1 protein-coding gene is annotated in these 5087 nt (G+C 68.1%); it reads right to left on the minus strand.

The features are described 5' to 3' along the window. Positions 1 to 5082, minus strand: a 5082-nt coding sequence (locus tag ACO6VK_RS16160) for an amino acid adenylation domain-containing protein (RefSeq protein WP_422508877.1), incomplete at its 3' end; no start/stop codon positions are given. Positions 5083 to 5087 lie beyond the last annotated feature (5 nt).

The raw sequence follows: 5087 nt of genomic DNA on the forward strand, positions 1-5087 counted from the left end.
CTGCTGCATGCGCAGCGCGTGCTGGAGCAGCCCGCTGACCGGCAGCGATACCGCCTTGGGCTCGCCGGTGGAACCGGAGGTGTGCAGTATCGAGGACACCGCCCCGTCGACCACCGGACCCACCTCGCCCAGGCGGTCGGTGTCCGGCGCGTCCAGGTCCAGTACCTGCGCCGCTTCCAGCGCCGGCACCGCCCCCTGCCGCAGCAGACAACCGCTGCGGCCGTTATCGAGCATGTAGCGCAACCGGGCCGAAGGATAGTCCGCATCCAGCACCAGGAAGGCCGCGCCGACGCGCAGGCAGGCCAGCATCGCCACGATCAGCGTGGCGCGGTCTTCGATCAGCAGACCCACCGCAGCGCCCGGCCCCTGCCCGCGCTGCTGCAGACGTACCGCCAGCCGCTCCAGCCGGGCCAGCAGCGTGGCGTAGTCCACCACGGTCTCGCCCTGCAAGGCGATCGCCTGCGGCGGGTGCGACTGCAGCCGCGCAAACAGCTTCGCCGTGCTGTGCCGTGCCTCCGGCAGCGCCTCCTGCAATGGCACCGGCGCGGACAGCGCAGCGAGCGGTACGTCCGGTGCGGCCAGCAGCTCACCGAGCGTGTCACGGTAGTGCGCGCAGATCGCTTCAATGCGCGCGTGTTCAAATATGTCCGACGCGTACTCGGCCACCAGCGTCAGCGTGTCGCCGGTGTCGACCAGATTGACGGTGAGATCGAACTTCGCGGTCTGGTGCGGGAGTGCCTCCACCTGCGCCGCATGGGGACCGAAAGGAATGGCGGCGGCAACATCCTCGCCGGTTTCATAGGCGTAGACCACTTGGAACAATGCCGAACGCTGCATGCGCTGGCTGGGCGACAACTGCTCCACCTGCTGCTCGTACGGTATGCCCTGCCCCGCCTGGGCGGCCAACGACACACGCTTGGCCATCCCCACCAACTGGCGGAAGCTGGTCGTCGTGTCCACCTGCAGGCGGACCACCAGCATGTTGACGAAGAAGCCGACCAGTGCGTGGACATCGGGATGCTCACGGTTGGCTGTCGGCGTACCTACGCTGACCTCGCGTGCGCCGGTCAGCCTGGCCAGGCAGGCAGCGAAACCGGCCAGGCCCACTGCGTAGCGGCTGGCACCCTCATCGCGCGACAGGCCACGCAGTGCCTGTGCCAGCCCGACAGGCAACGGCACCACGACCGTGGCCCCCTGCCCGGTCGGTACCGCCGGGGATGGATGATCCGGCAGCAGTTCGACCAACGGTGCGGCGTGGCTCTCCGCCGGTTGCGGGGCGTCCAGACCTGCGGGCCTGCCGCGCTCCCATGCTGCGAAATCCAGGTAGCGGATCGCCGGCACCGGCATCAACGGGACCTGCCCCCGCACAAAAGCCGCATACGCCGTCGACAGCTCCTTCATCAGGATGCCCAACGACCACCCATCGTTGACCACATGATGCGTGTTGAGCAGCAGCAGGGTGCGCTGCGACGGCAACTGGTACACATCGGCGCGCAGCATCGTGCCACTGATCAGGCGGAACGGCGTCCCGATGCGCCCGGGCAGCGATGCCTGCACTGCCGCTTCGGCCTCCTGCGTCGACAGCGCCCGCAGGTCGTGAACGGTCAGGTCGGCCGGTGCCACCGGGTGAATCCGCTGGACCGGCTCGCCATCGACCAGATGGATGCCCGTACGCAATACGGCGTGGCGTTCGAGCAGCCACGCCAGCGCCTGGCGCAGCGCAGGCAGTGCCAGCGCGCCATCAACTCGGAACGCGTAGGGCAGGTTGTACTGACTGGAGGCCGGATCAAGCATCTGCAGGAACACCAGCCGCGACTGCGCGAACGACAGAGGGCCTTCGTCACCCGCATGCACCGGAATCCCAGGGGCCGTCGGGGCGCCATGCCCGGCCCGCGCTTCCAGATGATCCGCAGCGGCGATGCAGAAGTCTTCCAGCCGCGGTCGCTCGAGCAGCACCACCAGCGCCACGTCGGCGTTGAACCGGGCGTTGAATCGGGCGATGAAGCGTATTGCCGCGATCGAGTGCCCGCCGATCGAGAAGAAGTCGTCGTCCAGACCGATCCGTGTCTGCTGCAGTTGTTCTTCCCAGAGCGTGGCTACTGCCTGCTGCAGTGCATTCTCCGGCGCACGGTGGACGTGGGCCGGCCCTGGGCCTGAAAGCGCAGCGAGGATCGCGGCATGATCGATCTTGCCCGACGCTGTCAGCGGAACGTGGTGGGTCACCCAGATGCGGCTCGGCACCATGTACGCCGGCAGCCGGCCATGCAGCGCGTTCTGCAGCGACGCGGCAGTCAGTGCATCGTCTGCCGCAACGCAGGCATACAACGCGACCTCGCCGTTCTCACCGCGCTGCACGCCAACGGCCGCAAGACGGACCCCCGCACAGCCCATCAGGGCCGTTTCTATCTCCCCCGGCTCGATACGGTGGCCATTGAGCTTGATCTGTCGGTCGTTGCGACCGAGGAACAGCAGCTGGCCAAGACGGTCGCGCCGGCACAGGTCGCCGGTGGCGTACAGGCGGCTACCGCTTGCGCCAAAAGGATTGGGCAGGAAGCGCTCGGCGGTGGCGCCGGCACGACCAATGTAGCCGTAGGCCAGGCCGCTGCCCTCGATGTACAGCTGCCCTGGCGCGCCATCCGGTACCGGGCGCAACGCGTCATCCAGCAGATGCACCCGGTTGCCGGCCAGCGCCGTACCGAGCGGTGGTCCAAACGGCAGCGCGTCTTCGGACGGCGCGGTGTGCTGGGTACCGGCCAGCACACACATGCTGGCCTCGGTCGGCCCGTAGGTATTCGTCCACGCCGCCTGCGGGCACAGCCGCAGCCACTTCCGTACTGCGTCGGCCGAGGCCGCTTCACCGCCGACCACCACCGAGCGCACCCCGCGCAGTGATTCGGCGCCAGCCTCGTCCAGCTGGAAGGTCAGTGCATGCCAGTACGCGGTAGGCAGGTCGAGGATGGTCGCCGCATGCGTCTGCACGTAGCTGCAGAACTGACGTGGATCAAGCAGGCGCTGCGCCGGCAGCAGCAGGCACGCTCCGCTGACCAGGGCGGTGAACACCTCCTCCACGAAGGCATCGAACGCCGGTGCGTTGAACTGCAGCACGCGGTCGTCCGGCCCCAGCCCCCACAACTGCTGCATGCGCAGCGCATGCTGGATCAGGCCGCTGACCGGCAGCGCCACCGCCTTGGGTTTGCCGGTGGAACCGGAGGTGTGCAGTATCGAGGACACCGCCCCGTCGACCACCGGGCCCGGTGCACTGAGGGCATCGGTATCCGACGCGTCCAGGTCCAGCACCCGCGGCGCGGTCAGCGGCGGCACCGCCCCCTGCCGCAGCAGGACGCCGCACCGGGCGCTATCGAGCATGGTGCGCAGACGCGCCGCCGGGTAGCCGGTGTCCAGCACCAGGAATGCCGTACCGGCGCGCAGACAGGCGAGCATCGCCACGATCAGCGTGGCGCTGTCTTCGATCAGCAGGCCGACCACCTGGCCTGGCCCCTGGCCGCGCTGCTGAAGGCGCGTCGCAAGGCGTGCTGCCCTCCCCAACAGCGTGCCGTAGTCGAGCACGGTCTCACCCCGCAGCGCGATCGCCTGCGGCGGGTGCGCCTGCAGCCGCGCGAAGAGGTCGGCGGTGCAGTGCTGCGGCTCCAGCAGCGTCTCCTGCAATGGCACCGGTGCGAACAGCGCGGCGAGTGGAACATCCGGTGCCGCCAGCAACGCCTCCAGGGTATCTCGGTACTCCGCGCAGACCGCTTCAATGCGCGCGTGCTCGAATACGTCCGATGCATACTCGGCCACAAGCAGCAGCGCATCACCGCTCTCGACCACGTTGACCGTGAGGTCGAACTTGGCCGTCTGGTGCGGCAAGGCATCGGCGACCGCGACGTAGGGACCAAACCGCATCGGCTCGGTCGCCGCGGCCATCGCATCATAGGAAAACACGACCTGGAACAGACCACTTCGCTGCGGGCGCGACGCACTCTGGAGACGCTCCACCAGCTGCTCGTACGGCACGCTCTGGTGCGACTGCGCTTCGGCCACGGTCTGCCGGGCCGCGCGTACCAGCGCACGGAAGCTGGCGTGGCCATCCACCTGCAGCCGGATCACCAGCATGTTGACGAAGAAACCAACCAAACCCTGCGTTTCGGCGCGGGTACGATTGGCCGTCGGCGTACCGAACTGCACCGTGGCTGCATTGCCCAGCCGCGAAAGGACGACCGCAAAAGCAGCCGCCGCCACCGCATAGCCGGTTGCACCTTCCTCTCGCGCCAACGCACGCAGCGCAACCGAACTGCGGCCGTCCAACGCCAGCGCGACAGTGCTGCCCGGCGAGCCTGCCGCCCTGCCCCGTGGTTGGTCGTAGGCAAGCACAGCGGTGCTGTCCACGTCCACCAGCTGCTGCTGCCAGTACGCAAAATGCCGTTCGGCATCCCGTTCCGCAGTGCGCTGTTCCCACGCGGCAAAGTCCAGGTACCGGATCGGCAGGGCCGGCAAGGCCGGCACCTTGCCCTCGGCGAACGCCGCATAGGCAACGGAGAGCTCGGCCTTGAAAATGCCCAGCGACCAACCGTCGCTGGCGATATGGTGCATGGTGATCAGCACCAGCGTCTGTTCGCCCGGGAGAAGTGCCAGTTCGACGCGAAGCATGCGGCCTGCGTCCAGCGCGAACGGAGCACCGGCGCGCTCGGCCATCCACGTACGCAAGGCGCCCTCGACCGCCGACACTGGCACGTCGCGAAGGTCGCAGGCGTCGATCGCTACTTCGCCAGTAGGATGGATGCGCTGAACCGGCTCGCCATCGACCAGATGAACACCACTGCGCAGTACCGGATGGCGATCCAGCAACCAGGCCACTGCCTGGCGCAGCGCTGCGTGGTCCAGCGCCCCCGCGACCCGGAACGCAAACGGCATGTTGTACTGACTGGACGCCGGATCGAGCAATTGCAGGTAGGCAAGCCGCGACTGTGCGAACGACAGCGGCCCCTGATCGCCGGCTACCGGCGAAATACCCGCGCGCTCCTCGCTGCGGCGGCTGCGGCGGTGGGCATTGAGCAGCTCAAGGTCGAGATCGGTGATATCCATGCAGC

The organism is Stenotrophomonas sp. GZD-301, assembly GCF_049310345.1.
GTDB lineage: Bacteria > Pseudomonadota > Gammaproteobacteria > Xanthomonadales > Xanthomonadaceae > Stenotrophomonas.